Source organism: Bradyrhizobium sp. 40, from assembly GCF_023100925.1.
Taxonomy (GTDB): Bacteria; Pseudomonadota; Alphaproteobacteria; order Rhizobiales; family Xanthobacteraceae; genus Bradyrhizobium.
The window spans coordinates 5,172,176-5,190,489 of record NZ_CP064688.1 but is presented as its reverse complement, the minus strand read 5'-3'; the positions used below and the strand labels follow the sequence as shown (position 1 = coordinate 5,190,489).

Genomic DNA, 18,314 nt, shown 5'->3' with positions numbered 1-18,314 from the left:
CAACATGGTCTAAAGCTCTGCTTGCGAAGATGGTCCGAAAAAGGGCAAAAGGCCGCACAGACCGTTTTCAGCGACGTTCCGTTTTCAGTTGACGAGACGGCCCTCAACCGAAGTATGTAGCGGATGCACAGCCCAAATCCAGACATGTCTCAGCTGTTCGCGGACCGCCAGGCCCAGCGCAGCGCCCTGCATAATCGGCATCTGAACGAGCAGTTCGTTCGGGTTCTGAAGACCATCGGCTACGATGTCGGCTTCCAGAAGGGGCAGGGACAGTACCTCTACGACCGCGACGGGGCACGCTATCTCGACCTCTTGTCCGGTTTTGGCGTGTTTGCGATCGGGCGCAATCATCCGGTCATGCGCGAGGCGCTCAAGAGCGTGCTCGATGCCGACCTGCCCAACCTCGTCCAGTTTGACGTCTCGGTGCTTGCCGGCGTGCTTGCCGAGCGGCTTTTGAAGTACGTCCCCTATCTTGACAAGGCGTTCTTCGCCAATTCCGGCGCCGAATGCGTCGAAGCGGCGATCAAGTTCGCCCGCGGCGCGACCGGCCGTCCGGGGATCGTTTATTGTGCCCACGGCTATCACGGCCTGACCTATGGCGCGCTCTCGCTGACGGGTGATTCGAACTTTCGCACCGGCTTCGAGCCGCTGCTGCCGGGCTGCACCTCGATCCCGTTCAACGATCTCGCCGCGCTCGAAAAGGCGCTGGCCTCGCGCGAGGTGGCGGCCTTCGTCGTCGAGCCGATCCAGGGCAAGGGCGTCAACATGCCCACCGACGAGTTCCTGCCGGGTGCGTCCGCGCTCTGCAAGAAATACGGCACGCTGTTCGTCGCCGACGAGATCCAGACCGGTATGGGCCGCACCGGCCGCTTCCTCGCGGTCGAGCACTGGAATGTCGAGCCCGACATGGTGCTGCTGTCGAAGTCGCTGTCCGGCGGCCATGTGCCGGTCGGCGCGGTGCTGACGCGCAAGAGCATCTTCGACAAGATCTTCAACCAGATGGACCGTGCAGTCGTGCACGGCTCGACTTTCTCCAAGAACGACCTGGCGATGGCCGCGGGCATCGCCACGCTCGACGTCATGGAGTCCGAGAAGCTGATCGAGTCCGCCGCCAAGCGCGGTGCCGAGCTGCGCCTCGCGCTCACGCGCATGGTGCCCGGCTACGAGCTGATGAAGGAAGTCCGCGGCAAGGGTCTGATGATCGGCGTCGAGTTCGGTCCGCCGAAATCGCTGCGGCTGCGGGCGTCCTGGAACGTGCTGGAGGCGGCCAACAAGGGTCTGTTCTGCCAGCTCATCACCGTGCCGCTGTTCAAGGACCACAAGATCCTCACGCAGGTTGCCGGCCACGGCAGCCACACCATCAAGCTTCTGCCGCCGCTCACCATCACCGAGGAAGATTGCGGCTGGATCGAGCGCGCCTTCGACGACGTCATCGCCGGCAGCCACAAGGTCCCCGGCGCGATCTGGTCGCTCGGCAAGACGCTGGTGGACAACGCGGTGAGGCGATCGGCGTAAGGCCTGTGCTGCGGCCTGATGTCGCGACGTGCGGCCTGCTGAAGCAGTCCGTCTCCCGAAATTCCAAATCGACGCTTATTTCCGGCATTGACCTGACCGGGAGAGGAGTGGGCGATGCCTTTGACTGGCGGCTGTCATTGCGGCGCGATCCGCTACGAAGTCAACGGCGACATGATGGTGCACGCGCTCTGCCATTGCGCGGATTGCCGCCGCCACTCCGGGGCACCGATGGTCGGCTGGGCGATGTATTCGCTCAAAGCCGTCAAAGTCGTGCGCGGTCAGCCGAAGATCTATCAATCATCCGAACATGGACGACGTCACTTCTGTGCCGATTGCGGCACTGGGCTGTTCTACATCAACGAAAACCTGATGCCCGATATCATCGATATCCAGAGCGGGACCTATGATGACCCCGATGCCGTTCCGGCGACGATGCACATTCAGGTCGCCGAGCGGATTGGCTGGATGGAGCGGGCTCACGAACTGCCCGTCTTCGAACGATTTCCTCCGCTCGAATGACTGGATGCGCAGAGGCTAACCCTTCATCGCCGCCTCGAACTTGTCGACGAATTCGGCAAGCTCGTCGGGGGCGAGATCGCTGACGGCCCAGAAGTTCAGGCCGCGATTGCCCCAGCGCCGGCAGTTGAAGCCCTGCATGGTTTCGGTCTTGGGCGCGCGGTATTCCGCGTTCGATGTCTGCGACACGAACAAATTCACCACGTGCTGCCGGCGCTTGTAGACGACCGCACCGATGGCGCGGGCGTCGATATAGTCGAGCCGCCCTCCCACCAGCGTAAACCCTTGTGCGGTGAGGTCGATCACGGGCGGGGCGACGTCGAGCTTGCCGTTGAACCACGGCTTCACCGTGTGCTGGTCGGTCGAGACCACGTCGATGAGGTGGCCGGCCTGGAGCGAGCGCAGATGCGCGGAGACGACCTCCGACAGGATGCGCTGCTGGTCGTCCTGGCGCAGCACCAATGCAACGACGCCGGAGGCGGCGAGCGCGGAGACTGCCGAGCCCATCGCAAAGCCGCGCAGCACGGAGCGGCGGCTCGGCTGTTGGCGCTGCGGCTGCGGCTGCGGCAGCGAAGCCTCGATACGCGCACGCAGGCTCGCCGGTGCGGTGTAGCGCAAATCGGCGTCCGCGAGCACGCGCTGCATGTCGCGTTGGGCCGAAAGCTCCGCAGCGCAGGCCGGGCAGCTCGCGATATGGGCTTCGACCTCGCGCGCATGGCCGGCATCGAGCTCGTTGTCGAGCAGCGCGTGAAGCAGGATTCTTGCTTCGTCGCAGGTCATCTTGCTTGCTCCTCATCCGCCGTCCAGGCCGCGCGCAGCATGGCGCGGGCGCGGGCGAGGCGGGACATCACGGTGCCGACGGGCGTGCCGACGGCCTCAGCGATTTCGCGATAGGACAGGTTGTTGATCTCGCGCAGCACGAATGTTTCCTTGAACGGCTCGGCGAGCGCGTCGATCAGCTTGCGGATCGCGCCCGCATCGCGGCTGCGCAGCACTTCGGTCTCGGGACTGGCCTCGGTCTCCTGCCAGATCGGCGTCTGCTCGGCAGCGCCGGGCGTATCGTCGATCGCGCTGTGCCTGTGCGCGCGCCGTGCATATTCGGCATTGCAGACGTTACGCAGGATCGCGAACAGCCAGGGCTTCATCGCCGGTCCGCGATAGCTGTCGAAATGCTTCAGCGCGCGCAGATAGCACTCCTGCACCGCGTCCTCGGCATCGGAGGCATCACGCAAGAGATAGCGCGCGAGGGTGTAGACGTCGTCGAGATAGGGCAGCGCCGCCTCGCGGAAGCGTTGCGCCTTCTGCAAATCGTCGTTGGCGGGCATCGCTCCTCGCTTTGCCTCTTGTTCTGATCGTTGCTTCGTCTCGTCGTTGCTCGTTTCGTCCCTGTTCGTTTCGTCCCTGTGTGTGACCGAAGGCACACGAGCCCGGCCGGCGTGGGACCACCGGCCGGGCAAGACGTTGATGCCTTGGTTCGAGACGTTACTCAACCTTGATCATCCCCGTCATGTGCGGGTGCAGAGAACAAAAATATTTGTAGTCGCCCGCATTGGTGAAGGTGAACGAGAACTTGTCGTCAGTGTCCAGGGTCTTGGATCTGAACTTCCCGGCCGACACAACGGTATGGGGGATGTCGTCCCGGTTGGTCCAGGTCACGGTGGTGCCGACCTTGATCTTGAGCTCGGCCGGCTGGAAGACGAAATTGTCGATATGCACCTCCATGTCGTCGGCACGGGCGGTTGTGGCGGGTACCAGCATGGCCGCGGCCCAAGCGAGACCGAAGGCGACACCGAAGTCGCGGCGATTGAGAGTCTTCATTGTCAGCTTCCGTTCGCCCTGCATCAACCCTGGAGCGGCGTGTCGATGATCGCGAGCCGCTGCTCGTTCTGCTTGAAGTTGATGCTGGCAACGCCGAGCATCGCGCGGAGCTTTGCGTCCTCGACCTTCATCGGTCCGGGCGAGGGGGCAGCTCCCGGCGCCGGCTGCGGAAAGGCGGTGGAGCGTGCGGTGTGGAAGGTGACGTTGCCTTCGACTTTCTGCATCACCTGGTGAATGTGGCCGTTCAGCACGGTGACTGAACCAAAGCCCTTCACCTGTTCCAGCGCGCGGGCGCCGTCCTCAGTGCCCCAGCCCCATTCGGGGTAGACGGTCCAGAGCGGGATGTGGGCGAACAGCACGATCGGCGTCGATTTCGACTTGCCGCGCAGATCGTCCTCGAGCCACGCGAGCTGCTCGGCACCGAGATTGCCGAGGCCTCCGGCCTTGAGGTCGACGACATTGACGAGGCCGATGAAGTGCACGCCGCCGGCGTCGAACGAATACCAGCCTGCGCCCTTGGTACCGCGGCCGTAGCGCTCGCGATAGAACTTCACGTCCTCGTCGAGGAAGTCATGCTCGCCGGGCACGTAATGCACGTCGAGCTTGCTCTGCGAGATGATGCGATCGGCATTGTCGAACTCGGCGGCCTTGGAGAGATGCGTGATGTCGCCAGTGTGGATCATGAAGGACGGCTTGACCGGCATCGCGTTGATCTTGTTGATGGCTTCCTCCAGCGTGCCGAGCGCGTTGGGATTGGCCGGCTTGTCGAAGCCGACATGGCTATCGCTGATCTGGAGGAAGGTCATTCCGGGCGCGGCCGCGGTCGCAGCTTGCGCGGAATCGATGATGCCGAGCGAGCGCGGGACGCCACCGGTGATGGTCCAGAGCACCCCGGTGCCGGCCCAGGTCATGCATTCCAACACCTTGCGGCGGCTTAAGCCGTCCTCGCCGTGATCGTGTCCGCTCATCGCGCAGCTCCACTTCGCCCGGAATTGGGCTTCGGGGAGGTGATTGGGGGAGCGGGGGTGTTATTCCCGGACGCGATGACGTTTTCGTGAGGTGGTTGGACGCGTAGCCCGTATGGAGCGTAGCGGAATACGGGACCTATCGAGCGTCCTCTCCCTGGATTTCGCTACGCCCGATCAAGGCTACGCATTCACTTCGCATCCTCCAAAATCATCGCCGCACCCTTCTCGGCGATCATCGCGGTCGGCGTGTTGGTATTGCCCGACGTGATGGTCGGCATGATCGAGGCATCGACAATGCGAAGGCCGCCGAGACCGTAGAAGCGCAGGCGTTCGTCGACCACCGCCATCGGATCGCTCACCGCGCCCATCTTCGCCGTGCCGACGGGGTGGAAGATGGTGGTGCCGATGTCGCCGGCGGCCTTCGCGAGCGAGGCATCGTCGTCGCCGACGGCAGGGCCGGGCAGATATTCGTTCGGGCGGTATTTTGCCAGCGCCTTCTGCTGCATCAGGCGGCGGGTGGTGCGGATGGCATCGGCGCCGACCTGACGGTCGTCATCCGTTGAAAGGTAATTCGGCGCGATGATCGGCTTCTCGTCCGGCGTCGCCGAACGCAGACGTACGGTGCCGCGCGAGGTCGGCTGGAGATTGCAGGCGCTCACCGTGATCGCGGGGAAGCGGTGCAGGGGATCGCCGAACTTGTCGAGCGACAGCGGTTGCACGTGAAACTGGATGTTGGCGCGCGCGCGCGTCGCATCGGAGCGGGTGAAGATGCCGAGCTGCGACGGCGCCATGGTCAGCGGCCCGCGGCGGCGGAAGGCGTAGTCGAGGCCCATCAGGCCGCGTCGAACCAGATTGTAATAAGTCTCGTTCAGGGTGCGCACGCCCTCGACCTTGTAGATCGCGCGCTGCTGGAGATGGTCCTGCAGATTGCGGCCGACGCCGGGCTTATCCATCACGATGTCGATGCCGAGCGGTGACAGCCAGTCGGCAGGTCCGATGCCGGAGCGATGCAGCACCTGCACCGAGCCGATCGCGCCCGCCGAGAGGACCACCTCGCGTTTCGCACGCGCCTCGATGATTTCGCCGTTCTGGATGAAGCGCACGCCGACGGCGCGGCCCTGCTCGATGATCAGACGGTCGACCAGCACATGCTTTTCGAGCCGCAGGTTCGGGCGGTTCAATACCGGCTTGAGGAAGCCGCGCGCCGATGACCAGCGCCGGCCGCGCTTCTGATTGACGTGGAAATAGCTCGTGCCTTCGTTGTTGCCGGTATTGAAATCCGGGATGCGCTTGATGCCCATCTCCTCGGCCGCGTCGCCCACGGCATCAAGCACGTCCCAGGACAGCCGCGGCGCCTCGATGCGCCAGCCGCCGCCGGCGCCGTGATGCTCACTCGCGCCGAGGAAGTGATCCTCGAGCCGTTTGAACAGCGGCAGCACGTCGTCGTAACCCCAGCCGGTCATGCCGAGCTGGCGCCAGTGATCGTAATCGGCGGCCTGTCCACGCATCGAGATCATGGCATTGATCGCCGAAGAGCCGCCGATCACCTTGCCACGGGGATAGGCGAGCGAGCGGCCGTTCAGGCCGGGCTCGGCCTCGGTCTTGAACATCCAGTCCGAGCGCGGGTTGCCGATAGCGAAGAGATAGCCGACGGGAATGTGGAACCAGATCCAGTTGTCGTCGCCGCCGGCTTCGAGGACGAGGACGCGATTGCTGGAAACGGCGGACAGCCGGTTGGCGAGGATGCAGCCCGCCGTACCGGCCCCAACGACAATGTAGTCAAACTCACCTTCGAGCCGCCTTGGCATTCTGCTTCCACCCAACGGGCGTCATGCCCGGGCTTGTCCGGGGCATCCACGCGCTTTCCGTTCTAATAGTCAGACGTGGATGGCCGGGACAAGCCCGGCCATGATGAGAGGACAGAGCTACCCGGAGCCCCCGCCAGTTGGGTGGACTGGTGCTTGCATGGTAGACAGGCCTGCATTTTCAACAAAGCTTGAGACCCTCCATGCCCATCGTGAACCGCGTCGCCGACCTTCAACCCGATATTCAGGCCTGGCGCCGGGACATCCACCAGCATCCGGAGCTGCTCTATGACGTCCACCGCACCGCAGCATTCGTCGCGGACCGCCTGCGCGAATTCGGCTGCGATGAGGTCGTGACGGGCATCGGCCAGACCGGCGTGGTCGGCGTGATCAAGGGCAGCAAGCCGGCCGGCGAGGGCCTCAAGGCCATCGGCCTGCGTGCCGACATGGATGCGCTGCCGGTCGAGGAACAGACCAACCTGCCTTACGCTTCGAAGACCCCGGGCAAGATGCACGCCTGCGGCCATGACGGCCACACTGCGATGCTGCTCGGTGCTGCGCGTTATCTCGCCGAGACCCGCAACTTCGCCGGCGATGCGGTGGTGATCTTCCAGCCGGCCGAGGAGGGTGGCGCCGGCGGCTTGGCGATGGTCAAGGACGGAATGATGGAGCGCTTCGGCATCGAGCAGGTCTACGGCATGCACAACGGCCCGGGCATTCCGGTGGGCTCGTTCGCGATCCGGCCGGGTCCGATCATGGCGGCGACCGACGAGGTCGATATCATGATCGAAGGCCTGGGCGGCCATGCCGCGCGGCCGCACAAATGTGTCGATTCCGTTCTGGTCGGCGCACAGGTGATCACGGCGCTGCAGTCGATCGTCGCGCGCAGCGTCGATCCGCTGGAATCGGCCGTGATCTCGATTTGCGAGTTCCACGCGGGCAATGCCCGCAACGTGATTCCACAAACCGCGACACTGAGGGGCACCATCCGCACGCTGTCGCCGGAGGTGCGCAAGCTGGTCGAGAAGCGCGTGCACGAGGTCGTGGCGGGTGTGGCGCAGATCACCGGCGCCAAGATCGACCTGCGCTACCAGCGGAATTATCCCGTGGTGAACAACCACGCTGCGGAGACCGAGATTGCGCGTCGCATCGCGGGGCAAGTTGCGGGCGAGGCCAACGTGCTCGAGATGTCGCCGCTGATGGGCGGCGAGGATTTCGCCTATATGCTGGAGGCGCGCCCCGGCGCGTTCATCTTCTGCGGCAACGGCGACAGCGCCGGTCTGCATCACCCCGCCTACAATTTCGACGACGAGGCGATCGTCTACGGCACGTCGTACTGGGTCAAGCTGGTCGAGCAATCGCTCGCGGCGTCGTAAGGTCAAGCCGAAAGCACAAACGAAAAGGGCCCGCGCATCGCACGGGCCCTTTGTTTTTGAGTGACGCGATCGGCTTCAGAAGATCCGCGAGAAGATCACGTACAGCGTGCCCGACAACAGGATAGCGACGGGCAAGGTCAGCACCCAGGCCATTACCATGTTCCTGATGGTGGCGACCTGGAGACCCGAACCGTTCGCGGCCATGGTGCCGGCGACGCCGGACGACAGCACGTGGGTGGTCGAGACCGGCAGGCCGAACACGTCGGCGGCGCCGATCGTGGCGGCGGCGACGAGCTCGGCGGAAGCGCCCTGCGCGTAGGTGAGATGGGTCTTGCCGATCTTCTCGCCGACGGTGACGACGATGCGCTTCCAGCCGATCATGGTGCCGAGGCCGAGCGCGATCGCGACGGCCACTTTCACCCAGGTCGGGATGAACTTGGTCGCGCTGTCGAGGCCGCCCTTGTAGGCGTTCAAGGTCGCGACCTCTTCCTTGCTAAGATCATTTTCCTTGTCCTTCATCAGGAAGCGGATCGCTTCCGAGGTCAGGTACATGTCGTTGCGGGTGTTGCCGACGACTTCCGCCGGCACCTTGTTCAGCGATCCGTATTTCGAGACCTGCTCGCCGACATCCTTCACCAGCACTGACAGAGAAGGATAGGTGCCTTCGCTGATGTGATGCGAGGTGACGTACTGCGTCACCGCAGGACGGGGATCGCCGATGATCGCATGGCCGGCGCCCTTGGCCGCAACCACCTTGGAGGCGGCATCCGAGACCTTCGCGAACTGGGCGACCTGCGACTCCGGCAATGCGCGGTTGAGCGCGTAGGCCGTGGGCACGGTGCCGATCAGGATCAGCATGATCAGGCCCATGCCCTTCTGGCCGTCGTTCGAACCGTGGGCGAAGCTGACACCGGTGCAGGTCAGGATCAGCAGGCCGCGAATCCAGATCGGCGGGGCTTTGTGACCCTCAGGAGCGGCATAGAGCGCTGGGTTCTTGACGATCAGCTTGAGCAACAGCAGCAGGCCGGCGGCGCACACGAAGCCGACCAGCGGCGACAGCAGAAGCGCATAGCCGATCTCCGTGGCCTTGCCCCAGTCCACGCCCGAGGTGCCGTCGCGTCCGCGCATCAGCGCGTTCGCGACGCCGACGCCAATGATCGAGCCGATCAGCGTATGCGAGGAGGAGGCCGGCAGGCCGAAATACCAGGTGCCGAGGTTCCAAAGGATCGCCGCGATCAGCAGCGCGAACACCATCGCGAAACCGGCGCTGGAGCCGACCTGCAGGATCAGCTCGACCGGCAGCAGCGAGACAATGCCGAAGGCCACGGCGCCAGACGAGAGCAGCACGCCGAGAAAGTTGAAGAAGCCTGACCACATCACCGCGACCTCGGCCGGCAGCGAATGGGTGTAGATCACGGTCGCTACCGCGTTGGCGGTGTCGTGGAAGCCGTTCACGAATTCGAAGCCGAGCGCGATCAGGAGGGCGACGATAAGGAGGATATAGGGCAGGTAGCTCGTGACCCGCGTGCCGGTCGCATCGACATCCGAATAGATGCTGTAGGCCACATAGAGCAGGCCCGCGGCGAGAATGCCGAAGAACAGGATCAGTGTCAGCGGATTGAAGCCCTTGTCGAGATTTGGCCGCGAAGCCGGCTGGATCGGCGCGGGATCGGCTACCGCGCGGTCGAATGCAACATCGGTCATGTCTGGACGCCCCTTAGCTTTCTGTAAGGGCTATTGTCCCCGATGGATTTGAAGGCTGGATGACAGACGGCGCATGAAAGGGGTTTTCCCGCCCGTATTCAGGCGGCGCGCGCGGCTTTCTTCTGCAAACCGGCGACGATCTTCAAATCTTCGACAAAGCGCTGATATTCCAGCACCTTGGCTTCCGGATCGGGCAACCGCAGCAGATAGGACGGGTGCACCGTCACCAGCGCCTTGTGACCGTCGGGAAGGTCGATCAGCCGGCCGCGGGTCTTGCCTACAGGGGTGATCTTGCCGAAAACGCTCTGCGCGGCGGTCGCGCCCATCGCAACGATGAGATCGGGCTGGATGACGGAGACTTCCCGCTCATACCACTGCCGGCAGGCTTTTATCTCCGGCGTATTCGGCTTCTGATGCAGGCGGATCTTGCCGCGCGGCACGAATTTGAAGTGTTTCACCGCGTTGGTGACATAGACCTTCTTGCGGTCGACGCCGGCCTCCTGCAGTGCCTTGTCGAGCATCTGGCCGGCCGGACCGACGAAGGGATGGCCCGCGAGGTCTTCCTTGTCGCCAGGCTGCTCGCCGACCAGCATGATATTGGCTGACTTCGGGCCCTCGCCGAACACGGTCTGGGTGGCGTCCTTGTAGAGATGGCAGGCGCGGCAGTGGGCGGCCTCCTCGCGGAGCGCTTCGAGATCGTCGGCAGCGGTCTTGCGTTTCATCGGAGCCTCCGGCCGCTTTTGAGGCTTGTGCGGATCGGTTGCGGCATTGGCGATCATGGCGCCGGTCATGCGCTCGGCGTCCTCAATCAAGGGCTTAATGATCGAAGCCTCGGGCAGGTTCCTCCAATATTTCTTCGGCATCTCGGCCTGCATCGCCTTCACCTTCAGGCGGGCCGGATTGAAGATGCTGGCATAGTAGCGTCGCCAGGTTTCCTCCAGCCGGTCTTCGCTCGGCGCCTCGCTCTTGCTGACGCCTGATGTGAACGAGAGCGCGTGGCCATCCCAATGCGCGCACAAATCCGGCGTCAGGATCGACCAGGGCATGTCGGCAAAGCGCCGGGCGAAGAACGGCGCGGCGAGCTCGACGATATGATGCTCCGGCTCGAACCAGGCGACATAGTGTGCTTCGCGTTCCCTGCCGATCTCGCGGAAGCGCACGAAGGCGTGCATCTTGTGTTCGTCGCGATAGACCGCCTTTGCCATGGCCGTGACTTGCGCGACATCGGGATCGGTCGCGACCTTGATGAGATCGTGGTTGTCCTTCAGCCGAAACAGCAGGCGATAGAGGATCGCGAAACGCTCGGGATCGCGATGGAGGATCGCGGCCTTGGCGAGCTCGACGAATTTTGCAGGCACGTTGAAGGTGCCGTCGCCACCCGCCGGCAGCGGAGACGGCGAGGGCGTCGCGAACAGCTCCGCTTCGCCGCCCTGCACGGCCCAGGTGACATCGGCCGGTTTCATTTGGTAAAGCACGAGGCTACGCGCGGCTTTACGCCAGCCATCGAAATCGGTTTCGTTCTCGAGGGTGATATATTGCATCAGAAGCCAAATCCCAGTTGCGTTGCCTTCGGCTTGAACCGTTCGATCAGCCGTGCCTCGTCGAGGCGGTGCGGCGCGGGACGGTGGTCGCTGAGGACGATGAACGGCAGCGCCTTGTTGCGGGGCACATGCAGCCGCGCGAGATCGGCGACGCGGATCGTGGTCGTGCGCCGCGTTGCGATGATGCGATCGACCGCCTTGGTGCCGAAGCCCGGCACGCGCAACAACTCCTCGCGGCTGGCGCGGTTGACGTCGAGCGGGAAGCGGTCGCGGTGGCGTAATGCCCAGGCGAGTTTTGGATCGATGTCGAGCGGCAGCATCGCACTGTCGTCGACGATCTCGCCGACGTCAAAACCGTAGAACCGCATCAGCCAGTCGGCCTGGTAGAGTCGGTGCTCGCGCAGCAAGGGCGGCGCGCGCAGAGGCAGCGCGCGGCTGGCATCGGGGATCGGGCTGAACGCGGAATAGTAGACGCGCCTCAGCCTGTATGAACCGTAGAGATTGGCGCTGGTGTGGAGGATGGTGTGGTCGGAGGCCGCGTCGGCGCCGACGATCATCTGCGTGCTTTGGCCGGCCGGCGCGAAGCGCTGCGGCTTGGCTTTCGTGTTCGCGTTGCGGCTTTCCTCGGCCTCGTCCAGCTTCAGCCGCAGCCGGCCCATGGTGCGGCGGATCGCGCGCACGTCCTTCTCGGGCGCGAATTGCTGCAGGCTCGTCTCCTGCGGCATCTCGATGTTGATGGAGAGACGGTCGGCATATTTGCCGGCCTCGGAGATCAATGCATCGTCGGCCTCGGGGATCGTTTTGAGATGGATGTAGCCACGGAAGTGATGCTCCTCGCGCAGTTTGCGCGCGACGCTTACCACCTGCTCCATGGTGTAGTCGGGGTTGCGGATGATGCCGGAGGAGAGAAACAGTCCTTCGATGTAATTGCGCCGGTAGAAGTCGAGCGTCAGCTTGACGATTTCGTCGATGGTGAAGCGGGCACGCGGCACGTTGGAGGAGGCCCGGTTGACGCAATAGAGGCAGTCGTAATTGCAGGCGTTGGTCAGCAGCACCTTGAGCAGCGAGATGCAGCGGCCGTCCGGCGCGTAGGAATGGCAAATGCCCATGCCGGGCGCGGTCGATCCCATGCCCTTGCCGTCGCTGGAATCCCGCCTCTCGGTGCCGCTGGAGGCGCAGGACGCGTCGTACTTGGCGGCGTCCGCCAGGATTTCCAGCTTGCGTTGCACGTCCATATTGGAATCCCTTTGATTCAGCTCATGAATCCCGAAGAGTGCCAATTCGATTGACTCTCCAGGCGCCGTTAGCTTTATATTAGAACATACCATGAACAATTGAGCCAGCCGTTGGTTCTCTTTTTGAGGAGCCACGGCAATCACCCCTTCAAGGAGCGGCGACCATGAGCGGCGCACGCATCAGCGCGCTTGCAGCCTTGCGCGGTCAGATCGAGCGCATCGAGACGGCGGAGGTCGTGCATCATCGCGACCGTGTCGCGCTCGGCCATCGCGAGGCCGACAACGCGCTAAAGGGCGGGCTCGCGCGCGCGGCAATCCACGAGGTATTTTGCGAGGGACGTCAGGGCGCGGCCGCGACGGGCTTTGTCACCGGACTTGCGGGGCGCGTGACGGCGCGAAAACCGCTGCTGTGGGTGCGGCAGGATTTTTCAGAAATTGAAACCGGTGCGCTGTCGATGAGCGGGCTCACCGAGATCGGTCTCGATCCGCGCCGCATGGTGATGGTGCGCGCCGCCGATGTGGAGAGTGCGCTGCGGACGTCGGCCGATGCGCTCGCCTGCGACGCGCTGGGCGCCGTCGTGCTCGAGCTCTGGGGCGAGACGAGGCAGTTCGATCTGGTGGCGAGCCGCAAGCTGACGCTGGCTGCGCAATCTTCCGGTGTCACCGGCCTGTTGCTGCGGATGGCCGCGCAACCTTTACCCTCAACCGCCGAGACCAGATGGATGCTGCGCGCGGCGCATTCGCCGCCGGGCGCCATGTGGAGCGCTTGGGGGGCGCCGCGCTTCGATGCCGAGCTCCTGCGCAATCGTCATGGCCCGTGCGGGCGGTGGATCATGGAATGGAAATGTGATGAGTGCCAGTTCTCTGAATCGTCGGCGTATCCTCAGCCTGTGGCTGCCGCGCCTGCCCATCGATCGGATCCAGCGGTTCTTCGGCAACGTCGGACTGCATGAAAATAATGCGCCCAGCATCGTCGTTGCCAAGGACAGCAACGCGCTGGTGATCCATGCGCTGGACGAGGCGGCCGAGCGCCTCGGTCTGCATATCGGCCAGCCCTTGGCCAATGCTCGGGCGATGTGTCCTGATTTAAAGGTGTTCGACGCCGATGCCGTGGCCGATGCCAAGACGATCGGCGACATCGCCGACTGGTGCGATCGTTTCACGCCGCTGGTGGCACTCGATCCGCCGCACGGGCTGTTCCTCGACATCACCGGCTGCGCGCATCTGTTCGGCGGCGAGGCTGCGCTGTTGCAAACCCTTGTCCGTGCCCTTGATCGACAGGGCTTTGCCGTCAGCGCGGCGATCGCCGGCACCTCGGTCTGCGCGCGCACGTTGACGCGGCAATCTTCAGGGACCATCGTTGCCGATGGCGGGGAGGCGGCGGCAATCAGCCGGTTTCCGGTGTCAGCGCTTGGCGCGGGTGAGGCCATCAGCACCGGCCTGCGACGCGCCGGCCTGAAGACCATCGGCGATGTCGCCTCGCGCACGCCGAGCGAAATCACGGCGCGGTTCGGTGCGCGGTTCTCCACGCTGCTCGCGCATGCGCTGGGGCAGGGCGATGCGCCGATCAATCCACGAAAGCCGCTGCCCGATTACATCGTGGAGAAACGCTTTGCCGAGCCGATCGCGACCGACACCATGATCGCGATGACGCTGTCGCGCCTGGCGGACACGCTGATTGCGTCGATGGAGAAGCAGGGCAAGGGCGCGCGCCGCCTGGAAGCAGCCTTCTTCCGCACCGACGGCGCGGTGCGCGCGATTATGGTCGAGACCGGACGTCCCGTGACGCAAAGCAAAGTCATCGACCGGCTGTTCCGCGAGCGTCTCGATGCACTCGCCGATCCCCTCGATCCCGGCTTCGGCTTTGACATGGTGCGGCTGTCGGCAAGCCGCACCGAGATCGTGGTGCAGGAGCAGCGCGATCTCGACGCCCATGTCCACGACAATGACGAGCTTGCCGCGCTGATCGACCGCATCGCCGCGCGCATCGGCGGAAAGCGCGTCGTCGTGCATCTGCCTGAGGATACCCATATCCCCGAATGTGCGGTGCTGGCCGCACCGGCGCAGCATCATCTCGCCGTGGCCATGCAGGCCGAATGGCCCGCGCGCACCGAGACTGAGCCGCCGCTGCGTCCGTTGCGGCTGTTCGACAAGCCTGAGCCGATCAATGTGCCGTTTGCGACCGTGCCCGACGGGCCGCCGCATCAATTCACCTGGCGCCGCGCGCAGCATGCGGTGGTGCGGGTGGAAGGCCCCGAGCGCATCGCCATGGAATGGTGGCGGCAGGACGGCAAGCAACTGACGCGGGATTATTTCCGCATCGAGGATGCCGAAGGCTTGCGCTTCTGGATCTTTCGCGACGGTCTTTACGAGGGGGAGTGCTTCGACGGCGACGGCAAGCCCGCTCCTCCCGGTTGGTATGTGCACGGTCTCTTCGCATGAACACGCCTGCTTATGCCGAGATCGGCATCACCACGAATTTCTCCTTCCTGCGCGGCGGCTCGGATCCGCGTGCCTATGTGCACCAGGCCAGCATCCTCGGCATTCCCGTGATCGGCATTGCCGATCACAACACGCTCGCCGGCGTGGTGCGCGCCTACAAGGAGCTCGACAATGACGAGGTGCTGCACAAGCCGAAGCTTTTGATTGGCACCCGCATCGTCTTCATCGACGGCACGCCCGATATCCTGGTCTATCCGCGTGATCGCGCCGCCTATGGCCGGCTGTGCCAGCTTCTCACCCGGGGCAAGCGCGGCGACGGTATCACGCGGATTGCGAAGGGCGAGTGCCATCTCACCTTCGCCGATCTCCTTGCGTTTTCCGAAGGCCAGCTCCTGATCCTGACGCTGCCGCATCGCTTCGATGCGGCGCAGACGCAGGACATCCTCGCCAAGCTGAAGGCAAGTCGTGCCGAGGGCGTGTGGCTGGCGGCGAGCCTGGTCTATCGTGGCGACGACCGCCGCCGCCTGGCGCAGCTCGATGATCTCGCCGCAAAAGCAAAAGTGCCGCTGCTTGCGACCAACGAGGTGCTCTATCACCACCCCGCGCGCCGTCCCCTCCAGGACGTGCTGACCTGCATCCGGGAGAAAACCACGATCGAGGCGGTCGGCCGGAAGCTGGAAGCCAATGCCGAGCGATTTCTGAAGACGCCCAGGGAGATGGCGCGGCTGTTCCGCGATTTCCCCGAAGCTATCGCGGAGACCATGCGCTTTGCGGATAAGATCACCTTCTCGCTCGATCAGCTCAAATATCAGTATCCGGATGAGCCGGTGCCGCCGGGAAAGACCGCGCAGGGGCATCTGGAGGATCTGACCTGGGCCGGTGTCGACAAATATTTCGGCGGCAAGATCGACGACAAGCTGCGCGCCACCCTGAAGAAAGAACTCGCACTGATCGCCGATCTGAAATACGCGCATTACTTCCTCACCGTGCACGACATCGTGCATTACGCCCGCAGCCAGAACATTTTGTGCCAGGGGCGGGGATCGGCGGCGAATTCGGCGGTCTGCTACGTGCTCGGCATCACCTCGGTCGACCCGACCAAGGTCGATCTGCTGTTCGAGCGCTTCATCTCCAAGGAGCGGCTGGAGCCGCCCGACATCGACGTCGATTTCGAGCATTCGCGGCGCGAGGAGGTGATGCAATATGTCTATCGCCGTTACGGCCGCCATCGCGCCGCGATCATCGCCACCGTCATTCATTATCGCCCGCGCAGCGCCATCCGCGACGTCGGCAAGGCGCTGGGCCTGACCGAGGACGTCACCGCGGCCCTCGCCGACACCGTCTGGGGAAGCTGGGGCAAGGGCCTCAACGACATGCAGGTCAGGCAGGCCGGCCTCGATCCGCAAAATTCAATGATCAACCTCGCAGTCGAGCTCGCGACCGAGCTGATCGAATTTCCCCGTCATCTGTCCCAGCATGTCGGCGGCTATGTGCTCACGCAGGACCGGCTCGACACCTATGTGCCGATCGGCAATGCCGCGATGGACGATCGCACCTTCATCGAATGGGACAAGGACGATGTCGACGCGCTCAGCATGATGAAGGTCGACGTGCTCGCGCTGGGCATGCTGACCTGCATCCGCAAGTGCTTTGATCTGATCGAGCAGCACAAGGGCGAACGCTGGATGCTGGCGAGCGTCCCGCAGGATGATTCCAAAGTCTACGACATGCTGTGCGACGGGGAGTCGCTCGGCGTATTCCAGGTCGAGAGCCGCGCGCAGATGAACATGCTGCCCCGGCTGAAGCCACGGACCTTCTACGATCTCGTCATCGAGGTCGCGATCGTGCGGCCGGGGCCGATCCAGGGTGACATGGTGCATCCGTATTTGCGGCGGCGGAACGGCTTGGAAAAAGTGAACTATCCATCGCCGTCACCGGAGCATGGCGACAAGGACGAACTTTACAGAGTGCTGCACAAGACCCTCGGCGTGCCCCTGTTCCAGGAGCAGGCGATGCGGATCGCGATCGAGGCCGCGAAGTTCACGGCCGAGGAGGCCAACGGCCTGCGCCGTGCGATGGCAACGTTCCGCAATGTCGGCACCATCGGCAAGTTCGAAGACAAGATGATCGGCAACATGATCGCACGCGGTTATGCGCCGGATTTTGCCAGAAACTGTTTCGAACAGATCAAGGGTTTTGGCAGCTACGGTTTTCCGGAGAGCCATGCTGCAAGCTTCGCGCAGCTTGTCTATATCTCCTCATGGCTGAAGCATTATCACCCTGATGCATTCTGCTGCGGCCTCCTGAACTCGCAGCCGATGGGCTTTTACGCCCCGGCGCAGATCGTCAGCGACGCTCGCAAGAACGGCGTCGAGGTGCGCGATATCGATGTGTCCTACAGCTTTGCGCAGAACACGCTGGAAGAAAGAAGTGGCAAATATTGCGCCGTGCGCCTGGGCTTCCGCCAGATCGACGGTTTTCATTGGCTCGATGAGGATGAGGAAAGGCTGAAAAGAGGCGCGCCTCGGAATGAGTATGTGGAGAGAGCGCCGGACTGGGCCGACCGCATCGTCGCCGCGCGCAACCGCCGGCCCTTCACCTCGCTGGAAGATTTCGCCCGCGACACCGGTCTGCCCAAGCGCGCGCTGATCTTGCTCGCCGATGCCGACGCGTTCCGCTCGCTCGGGCTCGACCGCCGCGAGGCGCTGTGGCAGGTGCGGCGCCTGCCCGGCGATGTGCCGCTGCCGCTGTTCGAGGTGGCCACCGCATGCGAGCAGCCGGACGAGCACGCCAGGCCGTTGCCGGTGATGCCGCGGGCCGAACAGGTGGTTGCGGACTATCAGACCATTCGGTTATCGCTGAAGGGGCATCCGATGGAATTTTTGCGCGAGATGTTTTCGCGCGAGCGCATCGTCGCCTGCAAGGACATCAACCATGACAACGAGCGGCGCCGTGTCCGCTGTGCCGGCGTCGTGCTGGTACGGCAGCGGCCGGGCAGCGCCAGCGGCGTCGTGTTCATGACACTGGAGGACGAAACCGGCATCGCCAATGTCGTGGTGTGGCCGAAGATCATGGAGCAGTACCGGAAGGAGGTGATGGGCGCACGCCTCATCCTGGTCGAAGGCTATATCCAGAGCAGCCCCGAAAAGGTGACGCATCTGATCGCCCAGCGGATGATCGACCGTTCGCACGATCTGGTCGGCCTCGCCAACGACGCCCTCGGCCGCAAGCATCCGGTGCCGGCAGGCGCCACCGTGGTCGAACCGCTCAACGACGATCCCCGCGCCCACACGGATGCGCCCGCGCAAAAACTTCGCCACCCCCGCAACGTCCGCATCCTGCCGCCGTCGCGGGATTTCCATTGAGGAAAGTAGAGCACTCTGCTGCCACACCG

At 63.9% G+C, this 18,314-nt stretch carries 14 protein-coding genes; 6 read left to right on the top strand and 8 right to left on the bottom strand.

Annotated features, from left to right (window positions below):
- The first annotated feature begins 123 nt into the window (after positions 1-123).
- Together hpnO and IVB40_RS25070 are read left to right on the top strand one after the other, a co-directional pair.
- A complete protein-coding gene (gene hpnO, locus IVB40_RS25075) occupies positions 124-1,515 on the top strand; it encodes an aminobacteriohopanetriol synthase HpnO (protein WP_247816629.1) in 1,392 nt (463 codons plus the stop codon).
- Between the two features lie 114 nt (positions 1,516-1,629).
- Positions 1,630-2,034, top strand: coding sequence for a GFA family protein (locus tag IVB40_RS25070; RefSeq protein ID WP_247359912.1), 405 nt, complete (start codon positions 1,630-1,632; stop codon positions 2,032-2,034).
- Between the two features lie 15 nt (positions 2,035-2,049).
- Here the strand turns inward: IVB40_RS25070 and IVB40_RS25065 are convergent, their stop codons facing one another.
- The 5 genes from IVB40_RS25065 to IVB40_RS25045 form a co-directional block, all read right to left on the bottom strand.
- Entirely contained in the window at positions 2,050-2,811 is a 762-nt protein-coding gene (locus IVB40_RS25065; protein WP_027569017.1) for an anti-sigma factor, read from the bottom strand.
- The gene (locus IVB40_RS25060) at positions 2,808-3,356 is read right to left on the bottom strand and encodes a sigma-70 family RNA polymerase sigma factor (RefSeq protein WP_247467401.1); all 549 of its coding nucleotides are present in this window, start codon (positions 3,354-3,356) and stop codon (positions 2,808-2,810) included. The genes IVB40_RS25065 and IVB40_RS25060 overlap by 4 nt, the downstream gene beginning before the upstream one ends.
- 157 nt (positions 3,357-3,513) lie before the next feature.
- The gene (locus IVB40_RS25055; RefSeq protein WP_027569019.1) at positions 3,514-3,849 is read right to left on the bottom strand and encodes a cupredoxin family copper-binding protein; all 336 of its coding nucleotides are present in this window, start codon (positions 3,847-3,849) and stop codon (positions 3,514-3,516) included.
- A gap of 23 nt (positions 3,850-3,872) precedes the next feature.
- Entirely contained in the window at positions 3,873-4,817 is a 945-nt protein-coding gene (locus IVB40_RS25050) for a metallophosphoesterase (RefSeq protein ID WP_027569020.1), read from the bottom strand.
- A 188-nt stretch (positions 4,818-5,005) separates the two neighbouring features.
- The gene (locus IVB40_RS25045; protein ID WP_247816628.1) at positions 5,006-6,625 is read right to left on the bottom strand and encodes a GMC family oxidoreductase N-terminal domain-containing protein; all 1,620 of its coding nucleotides are present in this window, start codon (positions 6,623-6,625) and stop codon (positions 5,006-5,008) included.
- Between the two features lie 200 nt (positions 6,626-6,825).
- On the opposite strand from IVB40_RS25045, the gene IVB40_RS25040 reads away from it, so the two are divergent.
- On the top strand, positions 6,826-7,998 hold the full coding sequence (locus tag IVB40_RS25040) for a M20 aminoacylase family protein (RefSeq protein WP_027569022.1): 1,173 nt from the start codon (positions 6,826-6,828) through the stop codon (positions 7,996-7,998).
- Between the two features lie 75 nt (positions 7,999-8,073).
- On the opposite strand, the gene IVB40_RS25035 is transcribed toward IVB40_RS25040, so the two are convergent.
- The 3 genes from IVB40_RS25035 to IVB40_RS25025 form a co-directional block, all read right to left on the bottom strand.
- Positions 8,074-9,702: an inorganic phosphate transporter gene (locus IVB40_RS25035; RefSeq protein ID WP_247816627.1), complete on the bottom strand. Its 1,629-nt coding sequence runs from the start codon at positions 9,700-9,702 to the stop codon at positions 8,074-8,076.
- Positions 9,703-9,800: 98 nt separating this feature from the next.
- Positions 9,801-11,243 (bottom strand): UdgX family uracil-DNA binding protein, encoded by a 1,443-nt coding sequence (locus IVB40_RS25030; RefSeq protein WP_247816626.1) that lies wholly within the window; start codon positions 11,241-11,243, stop codon positions 9,801-9,803.
- Positions 11,243-12,478, bottom strand: coding sequence for a putative DNA modification/repair radical SAM protein (locus tag IVB40_RS25025; RefSeq protein WP_247816625.1), 1,236 nt, complete (start codon positions 12,476-12,478; stop codon positions 11,243-11,245). Before IVB40_RS25025 ends, IVB40_RS25030 begins: the two co-directional genes overlap by 1 nt.
- A gap of 164 nt (positions 12,479-12,642) precedes the next feature.
- Between IVB40_RS25025 and IVB40_RS25020 the strand changes: the two genes are divergently transcribed.
- Genes IVB40_RS25020 through IVB40_RS25010 form a run of 3 tightly spaced genes read left to right on the top strand, consistent with a single transcriptional unit; the run spans position 12,643 to position 18,285 of the window.
- The gene (locus IVB40_RS25020; protein ID WP_027569026.1) at positions 12,643-13,431 is read left to right on the top strand and encodes a DNA repair protein; all 789 of its coding nucleotides are present in this window, start codon (positions 12,643-12,645) and stop codon (positions 13,429-13,431) included.
- A complete protein-coding gene (locus IVB40_RS25015) occupies positions 13,328-14,920 on the top strand; it encodes a DNA polymerase Y family protein (RefSeq protein ID WP_247816624.1) in 1,593 nt (530 codons plus the stop codon). The genes IVB40_RS25020 and IVB40_RS25015 overlap by 104 nt, the downstream gene beginning before the upstream one ends.
- Positions 14,917-18,285, top strand: a complete 3,369-nt coding sequence (locus tag IVB40_RS25010; RefSeq protein WP_247816623.1) for an error-prone DNA polymerase — start codon at positions 14,917-14,919, stop codon at positions 18,283-18,285. Before IVB40_RS25015 ends, IVB40_RS25010 begins: the two co-directional genes overlap by 4 nt.
- The last annotated feature ends 29 nt before the right edge of the window (positions 18,286-18,314 follow it).

Coding starts and splice junctions, on each gene's coding strand:
- IVB40_RS25065 (WP_027569017.1), bottom strand. CDS start 2,811: ATGACCTGCGACGAAGCAAGAATCCTGCTTCACGCGCTGCTCGACAAC.
- IVB40_RS25025 (WP_247816625.1), bottom strand. CDS start 12,478: ATGGACGTGCAACGCAAGCTGGAAATCCTGGCGGACGCCGCCAAGTAC.
- hpnO (WP_247816629.1), top strand. CDS start 124: ATGCACAGCCCAAATCCAGACATGTCTCAGCTGTTCGCGGACCGCCAG.
- IVB40_RS25010 (WP_247816623.1), top strand. CDS start 14,917: ATGAACACGCCTGCTTATGCCGAGATCGGCATCACCACGAATTTCTCC.
- IVB40_RS25055 (WP_027569019.1), bottom strand. CDS start 3,849: ATGAAGACTCTCAATCGCCGCGACTTCGGTGTCGCCTTCGGTCTCGCT.
- IVB40_RS25040 (WP_027569022.1), top strand. CDS start 6,826: ATGCCCATCGTGAACCGCGTCGCCGACCTTCAACCCGATATTCAGGCC.
- IVB40_RS25045 (WP_247816628.1), bottom strand. CDS start 6,625: ATGCCAAGGCGGCTCGAAGGTGAGTTTGACTACATTGTCGTTGGGGCC.
- IVB40_RS25020 (WP_027569026.1), top strand. CDS start 12,643: ATGAGCGGCGCACGCATCAGCGCGCTTGCAGCCTTGCGCGGTCAGATC.
- IVB40_RS25035 (WP_247816627.1), bottom strand. CDS start 9,702: ATGACCGATGTTGCATTCGACCGCGCGGTAGCCGATCCCGCGCCGATC.
- IVB40_RS25070 (WP_247359912.1), top strand. CDS start 1,630: ATGCCTTTGACTGGCGGCTGTCATTGCGGCGCGATCCGCTACGAAGTC.
- IVB40_RS25050 (WP_027569020.1), bottom strand. CDS start 4,817: ATGAGCGGACACGATCACGGCGAGGACGGCTTAAGCCGCCGCAAGGTG.
- IVB40_RS25015 (WP_247816624.1), top strand. CDS start 13,328: ATGAGTGCCAGTTCTCTGAATCGTCGGCGTATCCTCAGCCTGTGGCTG.
- IVB40_RS25060 (WP_247467401.1), bottom strand. CDS start 3,356: ATGCCCGCCAACGACGATTTGCAGAAGGCGCAACGCTTCCGCGAGGCG.
- IVB40_RS25030 (WP_247816626.1), bottom strand. CDS start 11,243: ATGCAATATATCACCCTCGAGAACGAAACCGATTTCGATGGCTGGCGT.